This window comes from Myxosarcina sp. GI1(2024), from assembly GCF_053543375.1.
In genome coordinates, this window is the sequence record NZ_JBKGTY010000001.1 from 940314 (window position 1) to 961003 (window position 20690).

The 20690-nt window shown below is 41.9% G+C and carries 17 protein-coding genes and 1 pseudogene; 11 read left to right on the forward strand and 7 right to left on the reverse strand.

The annotated features are described in order from the left end of the window. Positions 1-164: 164 nt before the first annotated feature. Positions 165-1217, reverse strand: a complete 1053-nt coding sequence (locus tag ACLFKQ_RS04535; RefSeq protein ID WP_448998677.1) for a mechanosensitive ion channel family protein — start codon at positions 1215-1217, stop codon at positions 165-167. Between the two features lie 223 nt (positions 1218-1440). Between ACLFKQ_RS04535 and ald the strand changes: the two genes are divergently transcribed. The 3 genes from ald (at position 1441) to ACLFKQ_RS04550 (ending at position 3834) form a co-directional block, all read left to right on the forward strand. Next, positions 1441-2523, forward strand: a complete 1083-nt coding sequence (gene ald / locus ACLFKQ_RS04540; protein ID WP_448998678.1) for an alanine dehydrogenase — start codon at positions 1441-1443, stop codon at positions 2521-2523. A 138-nt stretch (positions 2524-2661) separates the two neighbouring features. Continuing rightward, positions 2662-3402, forward strand: coding sequence for a class I SAM-dependent methyltransferase (locus ACLFKQ_RS04545; protein WP_448998679.1), 741 nt, complete (start codon positions 2662-2664; stop codon positions 3400-3402). 129 nt (positions 3403-3531) lie between these two features. Then, on the forward strand, positions 3532-3834 hold the full coding sequence (locus ACLFKQ_RS04550) for a hypothetical protein (RefSeq protein WP_448998680.1): 303 nt from the start codon (positions 3532-3534) through the stop codon (positions 3832-3834). Between the two features lie 461 nt (positions 3835-4295). Here ACLFKQ_RS04550 and ACLFKQ_RS04555 read toward each other — a convergent pair whose 3' ends face one another. Further along, on the reverse strand, positions 4296-6209 hold the full coding sequence (locus tag ACLFKQ_RS04555; RefSeq protein ID WP_448998681.1) for a transketolase C-terminal domain-containing protein: 1914 nt from the start codon (positions 6207-6209) through the stop codon (positions 4296-4298). A 452-nt stretch (positions 6210-6661) separates the two neighbouring features. Here ACLFKQ_RS04555 and ACLFKQ_RS04560 point away from each other — a divergent pair, with 452 nt between their 5' ends. The 6 genes and pseudogenes from ACLFKQ_RS04560 (at position 6662) to ACLFKQ_RS04585 (ending at position 14071) form a co-directional block, all read left to right on the forward strand. Continuing rightward, a complete protein-coding gene (locus tag ACLFKQ_RS04560; RefSeq protein ID WP_448998682.1) occupies positions 6662-9055 on the forward strand; it encodes a phosphoketolase family protein in 2394 nt (797 codons plus the stop codon). 470 nt (positions 9056-9525) lie between these two features. Next, a complete protein-coding gene (locus tag ACLFKQ_RS04565; protein WP_448998683.1) occupies positions 9526-10503 on the forward strand; it encodes a sodium:calcium antiporter in 978 nt (325 codons plus the stop codon). A 243-nt stretch (positions 10504-10746) separates the two neighbouring features. Then, positions 10747-10896: pseudogene (locus ACLFKQ_RS04570) on the forward strand (IS1 family transposase); the annotation flags it as partial. Between the two features lie 599 nt (positions 10897-11495). Further along, on the forward strand, positions 11496-11858 hold the full coding sequence (locus ACLFKQ_RS04575; RefSeq protein WP_448998684.1) for a Mo-dependent nitrogenase C-terminal domain-containing protein: 363 nt from the start codon (positions 11496-11498) through the stop codon (positions 11856-11858). Between the two features lie 31 nt (positions 11859-11889). Continuing rightward, entirely contained in the window at positions 11890-12657 is a 768-nt protein-coding gene (locus ACLFKQ_RS04580; RefSeq protein ID WP_448998685.1) for a hypothetical protein, read from the forward strand. A gap of 247 nt (positions 12658-12904) precedes the next feature. Then, positions 12905-14071, forward strand: a complete 1167-nt coding sequence (locus ACLFKQ_RS04585; protein WP_448998686.1) for an ABC transporter ATP-binding protein — start codon at positions 12905-12907, stop codon at positions 14069-14071. Here the strand turns inward: ACLFKQ_RS04585 and ACLFKQ_RS04590 are convergent. The 5 genes from ACLFKQ_RS04590 to ACLFKQ_RS04610 all read right to left on the reverse strand — a co-directional run bounded on the left by ACLFKQ_RS04590 (position 14068) and on the right by ACLFKQ_RS04610 (position 17514). Beyond that, the gene (locus ACLFKQ_RS04590) at positions 14068-14694 is read right to left on the reverse strand and encodes a HEAT repeat domain-containing protein (protein WP_448998687.1); all 627 of its coding nucleotides are present in this window, start codon (positions 14692-14694) and stop codon (positions 14068-14070) included. The genes ACLFKQ_RS04585 and ACLFKQ_RS04590 overlap by 4 nt on opposite strands. Positions 14695-14793: 99 nt before the next feature. Beyond that, the gene (locus ACLFKQ_RS04595) at positions 14794-15459 is read right to left on the reverse strand and encodes a Uma2 family endonuclease (RefSeq protein ID WP_448998688.1); all 666 of its coding nucleotides are present in this window, start codon (positions 15457-15459) and stop codon (positions 14794-14796) included. Positions 15460-15468: 9 nt separating this feature from the next. Then, complete coding sequence (locus ACLFKQ_RS04600) at positions 15469-16278, reverse strand: HEAT repeat domain-containing protein (protein WP_448998689.1); 810 nt, start codon at positions 16276-16278, stop codon at positions 15469-15471. 153 nt (positions 16279-16431) lie between these two features. After that, positions 16432-16920 (reverse strand): phycocyanin subunit alpha, encoded by a 489-nt coding sequence (gene cpcA / locus ACLFKQ_RS04605; protein ID WP_448998690.1) that lies wholly within the window; start codon positions 16918-16920, stop codon positions 16432-16434. Positions 16921-16995: 75 nt separating this feature from the next. Then, on the reverse strand, positions 16996-17514 hold the full coding sequence (locus tag ACLFKQ_RS04610; RefSeq protein ID WP_448998691.1) for a phycocyanin subunit beta: 519 nt from the start codon (positions 17512-17514) through the stop codon (positions 16996-16998). Positions 17515-17678: 164 nt separating this feature from the next. On the opposite strand from ACLFKQ_RS04610, the gene ACLFKQ_RS04615 reads away from it, so the two are divergent. Continuing rightward, the gene (locus ACLFKQ_RS04615; RefSeq protein WP_448998692.1) at positions 17679-17876 is read left to right on the forward strand and encodes a hypothetical protein; all 198 of its coding nucleotides are present in this window, start codon (positions 17679-17681) and stop codon (positions 17874-17876) included. 427 nt (positions 17877-18303) lie between these two features. Further along, complete coding sequence (gene pcrA / locus ACLFKQ_RS04620) at positions 18304-20640, forward strand: DNA helicase PcrA (protein WP_448998693.1); 2337 nt, start codon at positions 18304-18306, stop codon at positions 20638-20640. Positions 20641-20690 lie beyond the last annotated feature (50 nt).

Sequence of the window (20690 nt, forward strand, 5' to 3'; positions counted from 1 at the left end):
CTTAATTTATACTAGTTCGTGCCTCCCTAACCCCCAAACTTGGGTAAGGCTGTTTCATTCTGGTAAAAGGTAGGTGGGGAGATAGGGAGATTTAGGAGAATGTAGCTAATTAGACTTCTCAGACAAACTCTCAAGGTGGTGTTTGCCATCGAGTCGATCGTTATTTAAATGTATAAATAATTTACTTGCGTAGGATAGGCAAACTCGATATTCTGTTTGGTAAATTTTCGTTTGAGCTCCAAATTAATTTGCTGTTGGGCATTCATATAGAGAGTATAGTCACTGTTATCGACCAGATAAACTACTTCATAGTCGAGACTAAAATCTCCATAAGCCAAAAAATGAGCGCGATCGAAAGTGACATTTTCAGTGCGATCGATAATTTCAGCGACTATTTGAGGAATTGCTGCTAACTGTTCGGGATTGGTATCGTAGGTTACACCGAACTTAAAGGCAATTCTCCTCTGCTTCATCCGCTTAAAGTTGCGAATTCGCGAGCCAGTTAAATCTGAATTGGCAATAACGATTTGTTCGCCATCGAGACTTCTAAGTCTAGTGGTTTTAATACCTACGTACTCTATAGTACCTACACAATCACCGACGATAATAAAATCTCCTAGTTCGAAGGGGCGATCGAACAAAATAGCGAAATAGCTAAATAAGTCTTGTAGTAAACCCTGAGATGCTAGCGCGAGTGCTACGCCACCAATTCCCAAGCTGGCAATAACAGCCGAAATATTAAATCCTAAGTTATCCAGCAAGAAAACCAAACCAATTGCCCAAACCACTGTTCTAATTGCTGGCAGTAGAGCGTCAATAGTTTGCTCTAAATTAACATTATTAGGACGATGAGTTACCCAATACAGACGCAGGGAATATTCAATTAAAGAGGTAATTAACTTCACCCCTAAAAATGTCGCCAGAATAATTATAATGACTTCGATAGACCTCGCCAAAAGCGGATGAAGCGTAAGCTGGTTGACGGCCAAGTAAAAACTAAGTAAATAAAATATAGGAATACTATGACGTTCCCCAATAGCAACCAGGCGATCGTCCCAGATAGTTGGTGTTTTATTTACCCATCGCTTCAAACGTTTGAGAAAATAGCAGCGGAACAATTTAACTATGACAACAGCAATAAGAATAATTGCTAAAGCAGTTAATATATTACCGATGGTATTATCTAAAAATTCTCTTTCTAAAAATTCGGGAGACATAGATATCTAAATATATTTTTTGAGGACGTTCTGAGGTGACATTTTAACTTCAAACATCGAAAAGTTGCAGTCTCTCGACTAGAAGTCTCCTTTCGAGAATGAAAAGTAAATAGTCGATCGCGCTTTTTGCATTCTCTCGAAATACTATAGTTAAAGTAATGGAAATAACAGCAATTAGTTGTTGGTTGAGTTAAGGATAGAGATTACTAAAACCGGAGACAATATGGAAATTGGCGTACCAAAAGAAACCAAAGATCGAGAATTTCGCGTCGGACTAACTCCCAACAGCGTCAGCGTCTTGTCAAAAAACCACACGGTGTTCGTTGAAACTGGTGCTGGTGAAGCAGCGGGCTTTAGCGATACAGATTATCTGCAAGCAGGAGCTAAAATCGTCGAAGATGTTGCCGAAACATGGAATAAACCATTAGTAGTTAAAGTCAAAGAACCCCTCACAGCAGAATATCAATACTTGCAACCCAAACAGCTATTATTTACCTATTTCCATCTTGCTGCCGCTCCCGGTTTGACCGAAGCTTTAATTCAGTCGGGAACCACGGCGATCGCCTATGAAACAGTAGAATTACCAGATGGTAGACTGCCTCTGCTAACTCCCATGAGTATTATTGCCGGTCGTCTATCGGTGCAGTTTGGCGCGAGATATTTAGAAAAACAGCAAGGAGGCAGAGGAGTCTTACTCGGAGGAGTGCCTGGAGTCAGCCCTGGTAAAGTAGTAATTTTAGGGGGTGGGATAGTCGGTACGGAAGCCGCCAAAATTGCCGTAGGTATGGGTGCGAAAGTACAAATTATCGATATCAATGTCGATCGCCTGTCTTATTTAGAAACTCTCTTTGGTTCGCGAGTTGAATTACTCTACAGCAGTTCCCCCCTAATTGCCGATGTAGTTCCCGATGCCGACTTACTGATCGGTGCGGTGTTAGTGGTAGGTAGAAAAGCACCGACATTGGTTTCCCGCAGCTTGGTCAGTCAAATGCGGCCTGGAGCGGTAATTGTAGATGTAGCAGTCGATCAGGGTGGCTGTGTTGAAACTTTGCGTCCTACTTCTCATACCAGTCCTACCTACGTTGAAGAAGAAGTGGTTCACTTTGGCGTACCCAATATGCCGGGTGCGGTTCCCTGGACGGCAACTCAGGCTTTAAATAACAGTACCTTACCCTATGTAATTAAATTAGCCGACCTCGGTCTTAAAGCTTTAGAAACAGATGCTAATTTAGCCAAAGGTTTAAACGTTAAAGACGGACAGATCGTTCATCCTGCAGTCAAACAGATGTTTCCAGATTTAAATTAGATTGTAATCTAGTAAATACTTCTGGTTTAGACACCATCAAGCAAAAAAAATTGCGATCTGGTGATTCGAGCTCAAAATAATCATCTCGCTCCGTCCTCGTGCGGTGGAATAATCTGTGACCTTCAGGAAGTAGAAACATTGGCAAAGCACAAATCGGACTTTCAAGAGCAAAACTTTGACTCTCTCCTACCCAGCTCGTCAAATGCAGCTGGCGACTGGCAAACCGCGATGGAAAATACAACTCAGAGATTCGAGCGCGAATATCGTCGAGAACATTTGGCTTTACCCACAGAAATAGAAGCTATTCCCATTTTTGCAGAATGGCAGATGGGAACTCTGCAAGACCGCATTAGTTCGAAATTTTGGGAACTAAAAACCCCCAAGAAAAAACAATCTTGGTTAGATATTGGTTGTGGATTGAGTTTTTTGATATATCCCTGGAACCAATGGGAGGCTTTTTTCTCTGGACAGGAAGTTAGTAAAACAGCGCGAGACATCCTGATGAGTCGCGCACCACAGCTAAATTCTAAATTGTTTCGCGGGGTAAAATTAGGTGGCGGTCATTTACTCGCCTACGAAGACGCTCGATTCAATGGTGCGATCGCCACGGGATGGAGTTGCTATTATTCTCTCGATTATTGGGAGCGGGTTATAGCTGAAGTCAAGCGGGTACTAAAACCCAAAGGAGTATTTATTTTTGATGTTATCGATCCCGAAAAACCTCTGGCTGAAGATTGGGCAATTTTGGAGACTTATTTAGGTGCAGAAGTTTTATTAACGCCTCTGGACGAGTGGCACGCTTTGGTGCGCCAGACTGGGGGCAAAATTGTCAAAACTCTTCCTGGGGAGTTGTTTGAGACTTGGCAAGTCAGTTTTTAAGTATCATTAGCAAATTTACCGAGCATTATCTAAAAAAGCGATCAAAACGAGTAATTACACTGAGTAATTTTTAATAAGCTTCGTGATATCTTTCAGGGAAACTACTAGAAATACTTGATAGATTTTACCATGTTATCTGCCGAACTATTTAGCGAACTAGACAAGAATACTGAGAAACTATTTTCCCTGCTCGATCGAACTGAATGCGATATAGCTTCTGGCACCTGTGAAATTACTGTTGGTAATTTCCGAAAACTGAAAAAATATCTCAAGAATTTGAAGCGAGTGCTGGCTAATGCTAGAGTTTCAGTTCTCAACAATCGTGATGTGACTGAGGATATTCGCTTTGAAGCATTAGTTCGTCTCGACATTATTGTTCGACAATTGACGTTCAGTACCTATTGTCTGAGTGGGATTCTGTTTAATAGTTGAGTAATTCCATAGCAATGGTTCGATTGTAATCAATGCAACTATACAAACATTTTACCGTTAACAACATTCAGCTCGAAACTTTTCCGTTTAAAAGAGAGCTGTCAATGGAGTCATATTTGATAGAAAATGAAGGAGTGTTAGCTCTCGACAATAATTTATTTGCTGATGTGGAAATAATTGAAGCTGAATTAACTCTTAGAGATTGTTTATAAAGTAAATCTTAAGACGAGTATAACGTTTAATTTTGTTGGGTTACGGCGAATAGCAAATCATAAGAGTAATTCTAGAAAAATACTCGCCTAACCCAACCTACACAAGCATTTAATTTTTGTTTAACAAACAGTCTCTCAAAGCCATTTCAAAAATTTGGTCCCGTGAGATTTACAAATTTCAAGCAACAAAAAAGGGTAGGCAATACCGCAATACCCACCTCTAAAGAATCTAAAGTCGTAATTACAGAGTTAACCAACCAATTCTTTGACTTTTTTCATAATGCTTTCGGGATCGAGTTTTTGGTAAGGGAACTGCTCCCAAAGTCCGCCACAACCCTCTTCACGTACTCCGAGATGACCAAACTTGGGACTCAAACCACGTTCTAACAACCAAGAACCAAAACGACTACCCAAACCAGTACGACGATTAAAAGATTCGACAATCAACACACAAGGCGAGCGACCGACTTTAGCCAACATTTCTTCATCGATAACGTTGAGCGTCGGTTTGTTAATTAAACCGATATCCATACCCTCTTGTTGGAGACGTTCGACAGCATCGAGAGCGCGATATAGAGCATCGCCGAAGCTGATGATATAGCCAGCACTTCCTTCACGAATTATTTCATCCTTACCAGGAGTAAATTTATAGTCACCGCCGAATAGTTCTTTACCTTCGGTATCCAAAATCATCGGAACTTTAGAACGAGTTGAGAAAATAAAGCGCATGCCGCGATCGCCAAAAACTCGTTCGACGCAGGCTTTCATTTGATTGGCATCGGCGGGGAAATAGAGACGGGTTTCGTAGCTATCATCCAAACCATTGTCGGCAAACATATTGTTCAGCCCGAAGTGACAGGTATTGTCAGCCATATCATCGATACCTGCGTGGGAGAAATGACAGAGAACGTTAGAGTTATTCAACCGCGCCATGGTGATTTCGGAAATACACATTTCTAAAAAAGCACTAAAGGTAGCAAAAATCCCCTGTTTGCTCTCTTCCATACCAAAACCAGCCGCAGCGGAGAAATTACTCCGTTCCATAATGCCGGAACTAACAAAGATTTCAGGGTAGGCAGCGTGAATTTGTTTGAAACCGCAAGAACCTTCTAAATCGCTATCAATGCAGATAACTTTAGCTTTGCGTTCTTCAGGACTCATTTGTCCGAGGACAGACACCATCGTTTCGCCAAAAACGTTACGATTGGAGCCGACCTTTTTGGTTACCCCTAAAAACTGATAGTCATTGCTGGGTTTTTTAATCTTCTTTAGATAGTCAACCGCCGCACTCTCTCCCTGCCGTTCTAAATAGGCGATCGCTTTGTCCACGGGAATCACATCGTGTCCGTGAGGTGAACCCTCAATGCCCTCAATCCCTGGACTCATGAGACGCTTGTTAATTAAAGCTACTGGACCGTCGGTAGTTACGGCTTCGCACATCCGACGGTAGAGTGAGTCTAAATCTTCCCCGTCCCCTTCATCGACTTTCAAACCGTGACCTTCTAGGGTTTTGCCAGTACTAAAACCAGGGAGATATTCCGAGGGATGTCCGGCGATAGTAACATTGTTGTCATCGATAAATAGCTTGATATTAATGTTTTTGGCTACTGCAAACCGTGCTGCTTCAGCATCGTTTCCTTCCTGTTGCGAACCATCAGAACCAAGACAGACTACGACTTTATCGGGATTAGCTAGGGCGACACCGTTAATATAAGACCAAATATGACCCAATCTGCCCGAACTAAATTTAACACCTGGTGTCAATCCTAGTTCTGGGTGTCCCGGTAGTTTGGAGTTAGCACCGCGATAGTGAAGCAGGTCTTCTTTGGGCAAATCGCCATTTAATACCGCCATCAAATACTGAGTGGCAACTCGATGTCCCGCCTCATCAAAGAAAATGGGCACGAATTTATCTGGTGCACCGCGAAAAAACGCATCGAGAATCATCACTTCGGGTACGGTATCGTAAGGACCACCAGTATGACCGCCGACTCCTCTAGCCGCACCAGTAGCGGTAAAAAACACGATCGCACTGCGGCAGAGTTGGATATTGGCTCTGAGTGTTTCGCGCTGTTCGTCAGTTAAACTTGGATTGGTAGGGTCTAATGCTAGAGGTTTGTAGGCATCTAAATCGATGGGAAAACGAGTAGTTGTAGCTGTCATAGTCGATCTCTACTTAAGTTGAGTAAGGTCTAAAGTTCGAGCAAAACCTGCTCGATACCTAACGAGCTGAAATTTTATTTATTAGGTCGAGTTACCTACTCTGTGGAGTAGTTAACAAGTTCAAGTTTATCTGTTTATGAGCTGGAAGAAAAATTATTTCTCAAACTTGTGATTTATTTCGTTCTCTTTCGGTGACCGCTTCGATTGACAAATTAGGTAAAAAATTCAACTGTTAGGTAATTATATCCCTCGTCGGATAAAAAAAAATCTACTTTCTTCTAATTTGTTTTCAAGTGATATTCAATACCTGCTGCTGTAATCGTTGATAAAAATTCAAGCTTCAAGTCTAAAGCATTCAGAATCAAACTTTAAGATTTAAGATTTACTATTTCCTCTAAAAAACGATCTCGAAAGCAAAAAATAACCAGATTAATTCTAGGAGCGACCTACTTATGACAGCTACAACTAATAAACCGAATGCTAACGAAGCAAAAAACTATCTAAGTGAAAAACAGGTCGAAAAAATTAATGCCTATTGGCGGGCAGCAAATTATCTTTCTGTCGGACAGATATATTTGTATGATAATCCCCTGCTCAAAGAACCTTTAAAGTTGGAACATATCAAACCCAGACTTTTAGGACATTGGGGAACTACACCAGGTTTAAACTTTATCTACGTTCATCTCAACCGCATCATCAAAGAGAGAAATTTGAACGTAATTTACATTACAGGACCCGGTCATGGTGGTCCGGGAATAGTAGCTAATACCTATTTAGAAGGAACTTATAGCGAATATTATCCCAATATTTCTCAAGACGAAGTGGGGATGAAAAAGTTGTTCAAACAGTTTTCGTTTCCCGGTGGTATTCCCAGTCACGTCGCCCCGGAAACTCCCGGTAGCATCAACGAAGGGGGAGAATTGGGGTATTCGCTCGCTCATGCCTATGGAGCGGTATTCGATAATCCCGACTTAATTGCCGCTTGCGTGATAGGGGATGGCGAAGCGGAAACGGGAGCATTAGCTACAGCTTGGCACTCGAACAAGTTTCTCAATCCCGTTCGTGACGGGGCAGTATTGCCGATCTTACACCTCAATGGTTATAAAATTGCCAATCCCACAGTGTTGGCTCGCATCAGTCACCAAGAGTTAGAAAATCTCTTTATCGGCTATGGTTACAAACTTTATTTTGTAGAAGGTTCGGATCCCGCAGCCATGCACCAGCTCATGGCAGAAACTTTAGATAAAGTGGTAGCAGAAATTAAAGACATCCAAGAGCGAGCCCGTAGTAATGGTAAGCGCGAGCGCCCCCAGTGGCCGCTAATTGTTTTGCGCAGTCCCAAAGGCTGGACTGGACCTAAAGAAGTTGACGGCAAAAAAACCGAAGATTTCTGGCGATCGCACCAGGTTCCTCTGTCTAATTTGGCAAATAATCCCGACCATATCAAACAATTAGAAGCCTGGATGAAGAGTTACAAACCAGAAGAACTCTTCGATCGAACGGGTAAACTAATCCCCGAACTGGCAGAACTCGCCCCCAAAGGACATCTACGCATGGGAGATAACCCTCACGCTAATGGCGGTATCTTGCTAAAAGATCTCATCATGCCCGATTTCCGCGATTATGGGGTAGAAGTCACTAAACCGGCTACCGAAACGGCTGAAGCTACTAAAATTATGGGTAGTCTGCTGCGGGATGTCATCAAAGCCAACCCCCACAACTTCCGTCTAGTGGGACCCGACGAAACTTCTTCTAATCGCCTGAGTAACGTTTGGGATACCACAGAACGCGCTTGGACGACAGAAATTCTTCCAGAAGACGATCATTTAGCCCCCGATGGTCGAGTGATGGAAATTTTAAGCGAACATACCTGTCAGGGATGGTTAGAAGGCTATTTACTTACTGGTCGTCACGGCTTTTTCTCCTGCTATGAAGCTTTTATTCATATCATCGACTCGATGTTCAACCAACACGCTAAATGGTTAAAAACTACTAAACAAGAAATTCCCTGGCGCAGACCCATTGCTTCACTCAACTATCTACTTACTTCTCACGTTTGGCGACAGGATCACAATGGTTTTTCTCACCAAGATCCGGGCTTTATCGACCACGTAGTCAATAAAAAAGCCGATGTAATTCGCGTCTATCTGCCACCCGATGCCAATACATTGTTATCCGTTACCGATCACTGTTTGCGGAGTCGCGATTATGTCAACGTCATCGTCGCAGGTAAACAACCAGAACTTCAGTATCTAGATATGGATGCAGCCATCAAGCACTGCACTATAGGTGCCGGTATTTGGGAATGGGCGAGTAACGACCGCGGTTCCGAACCCGATATCGTCATGGGCTGCGCTGGCGACGTACCGACTCTAGAGACGCTGGCAGCTACGGATTTGTTGCGTCAATACTTTCCCGAACTAAAAATTAGGGTGGTTAACGTGGTAGATTTAATGACCCTACAGCCAGAAACCGAACATCCCCACGGTTTATCGGACAAAGACTTCGACAGCCTATTTACGATGGATAAACCGATTATCTTTGCCTATCATGGCTATCCTTGGCTGATTCACCGCTTGACCTATCGTCGCACCAATCATAAAAATCTCCACGTCCGAGGGTACAAAGAAGAGGGAACTACTACTACTCCCTTTGATATGGTAGTGCGTAACGAACTCGATCGCTTTCATTTAGTTCTCGATGCGATCGAGCGTCTCCCGCAGATGGGCGACAATGCCGCTTATGTCAAGCAGGAAATGCGCTACAAACTGATCGAACATCGCCAGTACGTGACTACCTATGGCACAGATATGCCTGAAATTAGCAACTGGAAGTGGTCTTATTAGCTAGATAGCTAGGGCTCATACAGCGTCGTCGGCAATCTGCTAGCACTATATTTGCTATCGCTAAAATAGATCGATAATTAAAACTACCTCGTATCAGTTGGCTGCTAATACGAGGTAAAATTTACGACTCCAATTGAAATTTAAACTTTTAGTGGCAATTTCCGGGGCTAAAGCCACTAATCTGAAGCAATCCTTCTGGTTTACGAAACATATTAGTCTAAAGTTTTAGTTTATTAAAGAGCTGGCTCGTATTTTTTAACTTTACTTAATGAAAACTACAATTATCTTTGGCGATTTAACGAAAAAGAGCGACAGTTAAATTTTGAATTAGAGTACAGCAACTCGACGATATTATTTATATATACTATTAAGCGACCAGTTGACAACTACCGCTTTAAGCAACAGGCGATCTCTAAAACTAGTTTCTTAACTGAATTGCAGTATCAGGCATTAAATCTTTAAGCAAAATTATGCAGCTAATTCTTTGGTTTGCGATACTTATAGCATCAGTGTGGGCGGCAGACTGGGGTTCCGACCAATTAGCCGAACCACTACGAAAACTTCGCAGACAAAGAGGTTTGAGCGAAGCGGCAGGGGCGGCTTTTGTGGCTTTGGCTACGGCTAGCCCTGAAATCGGTACCAATACTGCCAGCGCCTTACAGGGACTATCTGATATTGGCTTGGGTAACTTGCTAGGCAGTAATATCATCTCGGTTCCCGTTATCGTTACCGTATCTTACCTAGCTTCTCAAGTCAATTCAACTGCAACAACAGAACCCAAAGAACCTGCCCTGCAAGTCAAACCAGAAGCCCTCACCGTCCAAGCAATACCTTATGTAGCGATCGTAGCCTTAGCTGCCGCCTTAACCTTACCTACTCCCTGGCGTGGTTTGCAACCGATTGACGGTTGGATTATGTTTGCAGTTTATTTTATCTATTTAGCACAGGCGGTTTTGCGCAATCGTCAAACAAAAGACGGGGTGCACTGGAATACAAAGGAAATTTTAGGGGCAATCGCCGGTATTCTAGCTTTGGCAATTGGGGCTTACTTTATCGTTACCGCTACCGAACAAATTGTCTCTATAATGGGAATTTCTGAGTTAATTGGCGGTTTGTTTATCACCTCTACCCTGAGCATTGCCCCCGAAGCATTTACTACCTGGAAAGTTGCTAAAAGCGGACAGGTAACTGCTGCTACCACTAGTGTTATTGCCGACAATACTGCAACCATGACTTTAGCCTTGTTTCCCTTGGCATTGGCTGGTATTCCCATCAATGACCTGCGCTTATTTATAATTAATTTATTTTTTGTTGCTTTGTTGGCAGTCGTCTATGCGGCTTTTATTAAATGGGGCAAAAAACCCAATAGTTTTGAAGTTTGGGAAGTGTTAACTCTAGTTGGTATTTATTTAGTTTATCTAGCCTTAATGGTGTTTTGGGTTCTCTAAGTTTGCCATATTAGATAATGCGCTCGCTCTCGAGAATTGTCTCATAAGCTTGCCAACTGACAACAGAGGCAATAAATCTCTCATCACGATTGCAGTATCATCAAAATAATGCTAACTAAATTTCATATTTACTAATTTTTGAACTCGCTTTTGAAGAAATATCAGAGGCGGTCGTTATAATTTTAAAAATGTTAGAAGTTTGACACTGACAATCATCGGCGAATCTGTAAAGGTAGTAGTCAGACCAATACCATTGAGCGCTTCAACCGATCCTTGCGCCAACACGTTTCGAGACTAGTGCGTAAGACGCTGTCCTTCTCAAAGAAGCTAGAGAAGCACATTGGTGCTATCTGGTACTTTATTAACCACTACAATGCGTCATTACACGTTTAGGATTACTAATTTGCCAAATTGTAATTTTTGCTGCCGAACTGACCTGCCACTTTATGATTCTGACGCTATACTATCTTTTGGTAGACAACAAAATAAACAAATAAAGCCAGTAAAACTAATGAAAATTAGCCTAACAGACCTTTGTTGAAAAAAACAACAATTAACGAGGCAAAGTGTATTTAATCAGACAAAAAATGATTTCGTGATTTTATTCAAATCCGTAAATTTAGATGCTTTTTTTGCTGTTATCAATCAAAGGAATAGGAAATTAAACTACAAATTTTTTTTAAAAGCAACTAATTTATCGCCATACAAAATTTTCAAAATATCTTTAAGTAAATTTTACGTTTAATAGGTATTATTGCTCAGGTAATTAAGTATGGCATCGGAGAAGATAATGACAAAGCTAAAAGTTAGACACATGTCGGCAATTTAGCCAAATCAGACAATAAATTTTAGGATGCTCTCTTAATAGAAAATGAAGGTGTTTTAGCTAGGCGGCATATAGCGAAATCGAGAGACGTATCTGAATAAATAGGGGATAGTAATCTTGGTTGTTACTATCCCAGTCAAGTAAAGTTCAAGTGAGTCAATTAATCATGAGTGTGAAACACTATACAATAAAAAACGTTGTTTTCAGCAATTGGATTAACAATATTCAACAAAAAATTCGTAAGTTCGTCATAGACGGCATCGAGCGACCACTCGATCCGCTTTACCCGATGCGTAAGTGGCTAAACAATATCAAAATTCGCGATCGCGCCTTAGCACATCGTCTGTGTCAGTCGATCCCCAATCAGTGTCCTTTTGAACGAGAAATAGCTCTATTCGGACATACTCTTGTGAGTATTCCCCCGCTTTGTAAACTAAATCCTCTCTATGACGAAATTGTCGCCTTACGCTTCCGCGCTATTTGCTATCTTGCAGATGTTTGTGGTGAAGATGTAAGCTCTTACTGCTAAGATACTTATTTAAAGTTAATCCTTAGCTATCGTGGCAATTATCGCGTTAAAAGCCTGGTACTTAAAGCAGTACGAGCCAATTCGAGAAGTTATTAAAAAGCCGTGCGATCTGCGTTTGAGCAGAAACAGCTTACTCAAATCAGGTTTGAGAGTAGATTTTTTGAACGAGCGCTCCTCCATGGAAAGCTCTGAGTGGTTTGGACGCTATCTCGAAGGAGAAACGGTGGAATTTTATATCGAGGGCAGCGGTAGCTACCTAATTGCCAATATCGATTTGATTTCCCAAGAAATTTACTTTACTAAAAAAGAAACTTTAACAGGACTCGAGCCCGTAATCTACTATAGTCCGCAGTTAGAATATACGCCCGCTGCCGACGCAATTCAGACAACGCTTACTAACATCGTGACCGAATTAACGGCGCGATCGCGCATACCTCTAGCCTTAGAAACTGCACCTCGCCAAGATTCTCCTCTACGCCTCAGCGACAGCCAGTTAAGAACTATACGCAAGAGTTTATTGTTTATTGCCGATGCAACTCCCATAGCTACTATTACCACGGAAAAACCAACTAAATTAATACTCAATTCTAATATTTGTGTCGAAATTGGCTATGCCCTACACAGCAAAGATAGCGGACAAATTTTGCTGATAAATATGGAACGACCAGATCTGGTAGGAGAACCGCCTTTTGAAGTTGCTAACTATAAGAGCCTCAGCTTTAAAACCCCTTCGCAATTAGATCGAACTTTACCACAACTAGTAGAGACGTTACTACAAAAATTCAATCTGTTCGCTTAATCTAAGCTGTAAGCTATTGCGACTTTCTCTCCAAGACAATCCCTAATTTGCTTATTCTAAGGTTTTTAGCCAGGGACTTTGAAAGAGATTAGAAGTTGAGGCTTACAGCTCGATATTTAATTAGTTAACTGGAAAAAAAGCGAAATATTAATTTATTTGTGTGAAGCGATCGATGCTATATTGATAGACAACTGTTGCGAACTTTTCTTAAATAACGAACGACTATCGATTTAGTCAAATTTATTAAATGACCCAACCTGCGATACTCAAACTGCAAAACCTCAGCAAAAAATTTTCTCAGAGCCGAATTTTAGCCGTAGATGAAGTCAATCTTACCTTGCAATCGGGAGAATTATTGGGATTGCTCGGTCCTTCTGGCTGTGGCAAAACCACACTGTTGAGAATTATTGCTGGTTTCGAACGAGTTGACAGGGGAACTGTGGAAATCGCGGGAAGGGTTGTCAGTAGTAAAAATAGCTGGCTTGCTCCTGAAAAACGCCGTACTGGTATGGTTTTTCAAGATTATGCTTTGTTTCCCCATCTAACAGTCGGTGATAATCTTGCTTTTGGTTTGAAGAATAGCTCGCAAGGAAAAAGTAACAAGATTAATATTTTTGGTAGTAGTTATAATAAGCAAAAAGAAATTAACCATCGAGTTGCCGAAGTTATCGAATTAGTTGGATTGAAAGGATTTGAGCGACGCTATCCCCATCAACTTTCTGGAGGACAACAACAGCGAATTTCCCTAGCTAGAGCTTTGGCTCCCCAACCCGATTTAATTTTGTTAGATGAGCCTTTAAGTAACCTCGACGTTCAAGTACGCCATCGACTGCGAGAGGAAATTAGAGCAATTCTCAAAGCCGCAGGTACGACAGCAATCTTTGTGACCCACGATCGCGAAGAAGCATTAGCAATCTCTGACAAAATCGGGGTGATGCGTCAGGGTAAATTAGAACAGATAGGAACGCCAGAAGAAATTTACCTTCACCCTAATTCCATTTTTGTCGCCGAATTTGTGACTCAAGCTAATTTTCTACCTGTCTGCCGCCACGGAAGAAGCTGGAAAACTGAAATTGGCGAACTAGAACTTGCCTCGAATGCATCCAGTAATTGCGATCGCGGAGAATTGATGGTACGTCAAGAAGATCTTGTTTTAACTCCAGATGAAACTGCCAATATCGTCGTCAGAGAAAGACAGTTTTTAGGAAGAGAATATTATTACTGTTTGGAAACTGCTTCAGGAAAAAGATTGCGGGCCCGTACTACCTTTAGTAATCCTATTGCAGTAGGAACGAAAGTCAATTTGGCAATTGCCGCCGACTCACTACGTATTTTTCCTCCCGCTGCAACCTTGTCAGATAATTCAAGCAACGGCGATCCCCCAAATAAATCCCTTTTAACTCTGACTAATTAAATTTGCATCAAAGCATACCGAGCGCGAGACCGAATGACTATTTCGGGATCGCTGTCGCTCAGTCCCTCGAATCTAGATTTAATTGGTACGACTAACTCAGGTTGGCTTTGGACTAGAGCTAGCACCAAATTTTGTAAACCGACTATTGCCGCATAGCGCACGATCCACTCGCAGTCTTCAGAAGCCAGCAATAAAGTCTTTAGTACCTTTTGCTGTGCCGCAAACGAGCGTTCTGGAGCTAATTTCGACCAGTTAATACTTCCCAAGCCTTTTGCCGCCGCACGACGCACGCTTTGCGAAAAATCTCCTGCTGTGGCTCTCAGTAACAAATCTAAAGCGCGGGGATCGCCAATACCTGCAAATACTCGAGTCGCCCAGGCTCTAGCCCCATAATTGTAGTCATCTAGATTATCTAGTAAATAGGGGACTACAGGCCCGCCAATGGCAATCAAACCTTCAACTGCGGCGACGGCTGCACCGGGATTATTGTAGCCGAGAACTTCTACTAACATGGGAATCGCATCCGGCGATCGCGCCTCAGCTAAGTTTTCTACTGCATCTAACAATCTATCTGCAGAATCGGCTTGATTTACGGCTTCTATTAGTTCTCTAACTGCGGTCATATTTTTATAAAGTTTTGATAGATATTAAAGTAAAGCTCGATCGAAGTTATCATGATTGTTCAACAAAAGAAGCAATAATAAGATTGCTATATCGCAGAACTAAATATTTAACTCAGCAATAAATTGCTCGTGTTCTACTGATGCTAATCCTTGTTGTACTACTTGCAAAACCTCAGCCAGATTATTATCGAGCAAAGAATTTATCGTCAACCACAAACCTGGAAAAACTTGACTTTTAACTATCCCTTCCGAGTCGGGTAAAAATTTAATATATTTTTCTTCCTGAAGGAAAAACCAATCGACGAGGCGATCGCTCACTTGCCAAACAATATACTCTCGCACCCCATTACGACGATAAACCTGTAGCTTTTCTCGTAAATCGTAAGCAGCACTACTAGTAGCTATTTCCACTATTAGTTCTGGGGCACCCGCAATATAGTCATCTTCGTCTACTTGCGAGTTTCCTACTTCTAATCTCAATAAGGCATCGGGTTGTGGTTCATTATCTGCGTCTAGGCGTACCGTAGTATTGTCTGCTAAATCTGTTCCAGGTGTTGCTGCATGATAAACACCCAACCAAGCCATGATATAGCTATGGGGCTGACCGTGAATTCTTCTTACGGGCGATCCCATATATACTTTACCTTCAATTAACTCGGCTTTTTTCAAGTGGGGCATAGCTTGATAACGCCGCTCGAATTCGGCGCGAGTCAGGCGATCGCCATTTTCTAAAAAAAGAATATTTTTCGATGGTTTGGCTACCATTATTACCCGTTATAAAAGAGAATCCATGAGGTTAATTATCTTGATACTAGCTTTAGATAGATTATCTTGAGGATTGGTTTCTAACTCGGTTTCTAATAATCCCTTCAGAGCGATTAATTTCATACTATTTTCCGCTAAAGTCTCAGCGATCGCCTCTCCGGCAGGAAGATAGCCAACTGCACCCAAATCCATTAAAGCCGAACGACGCAGTTGCAAATCGTCTCCTGACAATGCTCTAACCAAAATTTCGCCGTATTTAGCATCGCCACTTAACTGATACATCGCTCTGGCGGCAGCATATCTAACTTTTTCTACTGGATGCTCGATAAATGGTTCGATTAGAGGCATGGCGACTGTTGCACCTAATGTTCCCAAAGCTTCGAGCGCTGCTTCGTAAGGTTGTACTAGATGAGGTTTTCCAGGTACGAATCGAGCCTCTGCTACTCCTCCTGCTAACAATTCCATTAAGGCAGGAATACAGCTTTTAGCGCCTAACATTTCTAAAGCTTGTGCTGCGGCTTCCCTGACATAAAAATCGGGAAACTGCAAACAACGAATTAATGGCTCTACGGCTCGTTTATCTCCCAATTTACCTAGTGCTCTAGCGGCATTGCGACGTAGAGGATAGCCACCGTCGGGAGCGCGGTCTCGTTCGTCTTCTAGTGCCATTATCAAAGTGGCGATCGCTTCTGGGTGTGTAACTCGAAATCTTCCCAACCACCAAGCAGCATAGTAACGTAAACCCAAATCTTCTCTTTGTTTGAGATTGGCGATCGCTTGTTCTACAGTTAGCTCCTGCGCCAATGCTTCATCATTCATTCTCTATCCCCAAAAATGACAATACTCAGACAAGTAAACAAATACTAGCTTATTGCTGGCACTCGCATACTTCCCTGAGTAATGCTGTTAATAACCAAAGTTGGTTTTTTTGCTAGTTCTTATTAGTTATCTCTCCACTAGCATGAGAGCTTTCTAACTAAGGCTGTTGATTGCGTAATCAATATAGCTATTAGCTTCGGTAGCAGGATCGCCTGACAGACCGTGATTGTTTTTGATGTACTTCAAAGCTTCAATGTACCAGCTAGGAGACAACTCGTAAGCGCGATTGATTTCATCCAATCCAGCTATGAGATATTCGTCCATAGGACCAGTACCACCAGAAACTAGGCAGTAAGTAACCATCCGTAGATAGTAGCCGATATCACGAGAACATTTTGCTTTACCTTCAGGAGTAGAAGCAAATTGGGGACCTTGAGTGTTGGTAGTGTAAGGATACTTGCTATATACTGCGTTAGCTGCACCGTCAATCAAGCTTTGAGCTTTAGAAGTTAAAGCTTTTGCAGCTTCTAAAGAAGCACGAGCTTGGTTAAAACGACCAAAAGCGGTTTGAATTTCGGTACTGCTTAAAAAACGTCCTTGAGAATCGGCAGCCGAAACTGCTTCGGTTAGAGGAGTTTTCATAATTTGGATGTCTCCTTTGTTTTGCTAAATTTTCCTAAGAGTTTATTTGGTAAGCTGGTTAATGCTTGTAGGTAATTAAGATACTGCAGCAGCAGCGCGATCGAAGTAGCTAGCAATTTCCGAAGAGATTGCACTACAGTCTCCAGAAGTAATATTGTTAGGATCGTTAACGATTGCCAAAGCAGCATCTTTCATTTTTTGTACGCCTACTGCAACGGAACTACCAGGAGTACCCAAAGCAAGGTAAGTTTCGCGGAGTCCATTGAGGCAGCGGTCTTCTAGTACGCTAGCATCGCCAGTGAAAATAGCATAAGTAACATAGCGTAAAATGATTTCCATGTCGCGCAAGCAAGCAGCGTTACGACGGTTGGTATAAGCGTTTCCGCCAGGAGCAATTAACTGAGGCTGTTCTGCAAATAAAGCACGAGCAGCGTTAGTCACGATTGCTGAAGAATTACCAGTAATGCGGTTGACAGCGTCCATGCGCTTGTTGCTGGCAGAAACCATGGCATTAAGAGCATCTAATTGGCTGTCAGATAGGAATTCACCGCGAGCATCAGCTTGAGACACTACTCTAGTAAATGCGTCAAACATTATAATTTATCTCCTACTCTATCTAAATGAGTTTGGTTGAACTTCAAAAAGTAATCTTATTGCTTGAGCTACCTAGTGGAGAGTTTACACTCTGGAGGTCACCGGTTTTAAGAGCCCCTCAAAACCGAAGTGCACCACTTTCGAGGAAACTTCCAACTGTCTCGGTGCTCGTTGACAATCGCCAGACCGGTTTGCCTAATGGCTACCGAGCCGTCGATCGCAGTTTCGTCTCTGAAAAAGACGTTTCGGGGTCGCACTGGGTTTCAGCCGTCCGTTATGCCTTCTGTAGTAAGAAACTCGAGCTAAAGATGCGATCGCAACTAGCTTTAAGCTCGATCGCTATCGATTTTCAACCCTTATAGGTTTCTTTTATACAATGGCATCGAGCCTTTATTTGTTACATCTTGTTAATTTTTAGCCGACTCTATGAGTCTGCTTAATAAAACTATAGATTTAAGGCTCGGACAACTATTATTATCCCTTGCGATCTACATGGTATGGTGCCCATTCTTTACAGAACTTTACTCTTACCTATATTGAAAGAGATAATTGCCCATCTCTAGTTATAGAGACTAAAGGAAAAAGTTTTCTAAAGTCATATTATTTTCTAATTCTGTAAAAAATAGCAACGAGCTGTAACTTTTATCAACAATTAGCTGTTTGGTAAAGGTAGTGGAGAGAATTCTAATCTTGAATAAACGGTTAACACTCAACAGTAATTAGTTAAATCTACTGGTAACATGGGAAGTTGAGAAATTTCGCTTTCATCGTTGGTACCCCATCTCAAACATGACTGATTTTCTGAGCCATCTCAATCCTACTCAACGCCTTGCTGTCGAACATTTTTGCGGTCCTATGTTAGTGGTAGCTGGTGCTGGTTCGGGAAAAACTAGAGCCTTGACTTATCGTATTGCCAATTTGATTCGCCAGCATCAAATCGATCCAGAACATATTTTAGCGGTTACTTTTACCAATAAAGCGGCTCGGGAAATGCGCGAGCGAATCGAGCAGATTTTTGTCCGAGAACTGGCTTTAAATAAGTACGGGCAAAGAGTAGAGTTTTTGGCAGACTACGAACAAAAAAGTTTGCGATCGCGAGTGTATCAAAGAACGACTAAAAAATTGTGGATTGGAACTTTTCACAGTTTATTTGCTCGTTTACTGCGTTTTGATATTAATAAATATCAGGATGAGAGAGGCAGAACCTGGAAGCGAAATTTTTCTATTTTTGATGAGTCTGACGTACAAAGTTTGGTGACAAATATCGTTACCAAACAAATGAATTTAGACAATAAAAAATTCGATCCCCGCAAGATACGTTATACCATCAGTAATGCTAAAAACCAGGGCATCACTCCCGATGATTTTCTCAAGCACGAACCAGGTTATCGCGGACGAGTTATTACGGATGTATACAATGAATATCAGGCAAGATTGGCAGCAAATAATGCCTTGGATTTCGACGATTTAATTTTGGTTCCCGTTCGATTGTTTCAACAAAACGAATCGATTTTAGGCTATTGGCACAGTCAGTTTCATCATATTTTAGTTGATGAATATCAAGATACCAATCGCATTCAATACGAGCTAATTAGATTGCTCGCTACCAATGGGGAGACTAGAAAAAGCCAATGGAACTGGCAGGGGCGATCGCTGTTTGTGGTAGGAGATGCCGATCAGTCGATCTATTCTTTTCGGCTGGCAGACTTTACCATTTTGCTCGACTTTCAAAAAGATTTTGGCGACGGTTTGCCCGATGAAGATACTCGCACCATGATTAAGTTAGAAGAAAATTATCGCTCTCGGGAGAATATTTTACAGGCGGCAAATCAGTTAATTGCTAATAATAGTCAGAGAATTGATAAAGTTTTAAAACCAACGCGGGGGCTCGGCGAACAAATCTATCTTTATAAAGCGGAGGACGAACAGCTAGAAGCTAGATTTGTAATTAACCAACTGCAAAAACTAACTGAAGATAATCCCGAATTAAATTGGGGCAGCTTTGCTATTTTGTATCGTACCAATGCCCAATCTCGTCCTTTTGAAGATTTACTAATTCATAATAATCTTCCCTATAATATCGTCGGTGGCTTAAAGTTCTACGATCGCAAAGAAATTAAAGATGCTTTGGCTTATTTGAGAGTAATCGTCAATCCTGATGATACGGTGAGTTTGCTGCGAATTATCAACACACCCCGTCGCGGCATCGGCAAAACCACCATAGCTTCCTTAATGGATGCGGCGCAACAATTGGGCGTGCCCCTATGGGAAATTATCAGCGACGAAACTTCGGTTAATACTATAGGTGGACGGGCGGCTAAGTCGGTTCAAAAGTTCGTCCAAATGATTCAAAATATCAAAGAAAAGTTAGAAACCCTTACTGCTGCCGAAGTCTTGAGTCAGATTCTCGACAAGTCAAACTATGTCAGGGAACTGCAAAATCAAGGTACGGATGAAGCCGATAACCGCATCGAAAACATCTACGAATTGTACAATGCGGTGCAGCAGTTTCAAGAAGACAATCAAGAATCTAGTCTCGAAGCTTTTCTAGCTAGCGCCTCTCTAGCATCCGATCTCGATAACTTAGATGAAGCCCAAGAGAAAGTCTCGTTAATGACGCTTCATTCTGCTAAAGGTTTAGAATTTCCCGTGGTCTTTTTAGTGGGAGTCGAACAAGGTTTACTACCTCACAATCGGACTCTCAACGATCCTTTAGAACTAGAAGAAGAACGCCGTCTTTGTTACGTAGGAATTACTCGCGCTCGAGAACAATTATTTTTAACTTATACCAGACAACGCCGTCTTTGGGGATCTAGAGAACCAGCGATCGCTTCGCAATTTTTAAAAGAACTGCCAGAAGACTTAATTAGTAGCAATGTGGCAACTGCAGCTAATTATTTGCGCCAGAGTATTAAAGCCAAAGAACAAGCTAAAATAGCTGCGATCGACTCAGGAGATAATCATAACTGGTCGGTGGGCGATCGCGTCTTACACCATCAATTTGGCGCGGGAGAGATCACCCATATTTTAGGTTCGGGAAATAAAGCAACTCTGGCAGTGAAATTTCCTAGTTTGGGCGCGACTAAAATTATTCCTAAAGCAGCACCAATGCAAAGAATTGATTGAGGTTATTTAATTTACGGCAGTTTTTGAGGGAGTAGACTCTATTTTTACGA

What these genes read in the sequence shown, in the direction of transcription:
- ACLFKQ_RS04585 (WP_448998686.1), top strand. Translation starts at nt 12,905, where the DNA reads ATGACCCAACCTGCGATACTCAAACTGCAAAACCTCAGCAAAAAATTT.
- ACLFKQ_RS04565 (WP_448998683.1), top strand. Translation starts at nt 9,526, where the DNA reads ATGCAGCTAATTCTTTGGTTTGCGATACTTATAGCATCAGTGTGGGCG.
- ACLFKQ_RS04600 (WP_448998689.1), bottom strand. Translation starts at nt 16,278, where the DNA reads ATGAATGATGAAGCATTGGCGCAGGAGCTAACTGTAGAACAAGCGATC.
- cpcA (WP_448998690.1), bottom strand. Translation starts at nt 16,920, where the DNA reads ATGAAAACTCCTCTAACCGAAGCAGTTTCGGCTGCCGATTCTCAAGGA.
- ACLFKQ_RS04590 (WP_448998687.1), bottom strand. Translation starts at nt 14,694, where the DNA reads ATGACCGCAGTTAGAGAACTAATAGAAGCCGTAAATCAAGCCGATTCT.
- pcrA (WP_448998693.1), top strand. Translation starts at nt 18,304, where the DNA reads ATGACTGATTTTCTGAGCCATCTCAATCCTACTCAACGCCTTGCTGTC.
- ald (WP_448998678.1), top strand. Translation starts at nt 1,441, where the DNA reads ATGGAAATTGGCGTACCAAAAGAAACCAAAGATCGAGAATTTCGCGTC.
- ACLFKQ_RS04560 (WP_448998682.1), top strand. Translation starts at nt 6,662, where the DNA reads ATGACAGCTACAACTAATAAACCGAATGCTAACGAAGCAAAAAACTAT.
- ACLFKQ_RS04595 (WP_448998688.1), bottom strand. Translation starts at nt 15,459, where the DNA reads ATGGTAGCCAAACCATCGAAAAATATTCTTTTTTTAGAAAATGGCGAT.
- ACLFKQ_RS04555 (WP_448998681.1), bottom strand. Translation starts at nt 6,209, where the DNA reads ATGACAGCTACAACTACTCGTTTTCCCATCGATTTAGATGCCTACAAA.
- ACLFKQ_RS04575 (WP_448998684.1), top strand. Translation starts at nt 11,496, where the DNA reads ATGAGTGTGAAACACTATACAATAAAAAACGTTGTTTTCAGCAATTGG.
- ACLFKQ_RS04610 (WP_448998691.1), bottom strand. Translation starts at nt 17,514, where the DNA reads ATGTTTGACGCATTTACTAGAGTAGTGTCTCAAGCTGATGCTCGCGGT.
- ACLFKQ_RS04535 (WP_448998677.1), bottom strand. Translation starts at nt 1,217, where the DNA reads ATGTCTCCCGAATTTTTAGAAAGAGAATTTTTAGATAATACCATCGGT.
- ACLFKQ_RS04550 (WP_448998680.1), top strand. Translation starts at nt 3,532, where the DNA reads ATGTTATCTGCCGAACTATTTAGCGAACTAGACAAGAATACTGAGAAA.